Genomic DNA, 755 nt, shown 5'->3' with positions numbered 1-755 from the left:
TCACGAAGATTTTACTGGTCTTAGTGGTGATGTGCTAGCTGGGGGGTCTTACGATATCATACTCGAAGGAAATACGGATGGTCCATTTACCAGCAGATTTGCTGTATTTGTAGATTGGAACCAAAACGATGTGTTAGATGATGCTGGTGAAGTTTATGAAATTACAGCAACTATTAACGGTTCTACCGGCGAGGATGGTCAACAAGCTATTCAATCTTTGGAAGTCCCTATTGATGCCTTACAAGGTCAGACTCGAATGAGGGTTAAAAAGATGTTCGGAGTAACTGATTATTTAGATCCATGTTTAGGAGCTGCCTATGGTCAAGTAGAAGATTACTCGATTAGTGTAAGCTTACCTTTAGCTAGAGTTCAAGTGGTTCATAATTCTCCAGATCCTGCAGCTAGTGTTGTAGATGTGTATTTAGGATCTACTTTGTTACTTGATGATTTTGAATTTAGAACAGCAACTCCTTTTGTGGATGTGCCTGCTAATCTAGAAATTACTTTAAGTGTGGCACCAGGAACAAGTACAGATGTTTCAGAAGCATTATATAGTGTTGATGTGACTTTAGTTGCAGATGAAACTTATATCGTCGTTGCGGATGGTGTTTTAGACCCGTCTCAATTTGACGACTCTGTAAATACTATAGATTTTGCCTTACAAGCATTTGCTGGTGCTAGAGAAGCTGCTGTTACTGCAGGTAATACAGATGTACTAGTTCACCATGGCTCACCGGATGCTCCAACTGTAGATG

1 protein-coding gene is annotated in these 755 nt (G+C 40.1%); it reads left to right on the top strand.

Annotated features, from left to right (window positions below; translation table 11 throughout):
- Nucleotides 1-755 (top strand): GEVED domain-containing protein (locus CXF67_RS00125; protein ID WP_145990318.1); only part of this gene is annotated, 755 nt, incomplete at both ends.

Source organism: Psychroflexus sp. MES1-P1E, assembly GCF_002836055.1.
GTDB lineage: Bacteria > Bacteroidota > Bacteroidia > Flavobacteriales > Flavobacteriaceae > Psychroflexus.
This window is presented reverse-complemented; position numbering and strand designations above follow the sequence as displayed.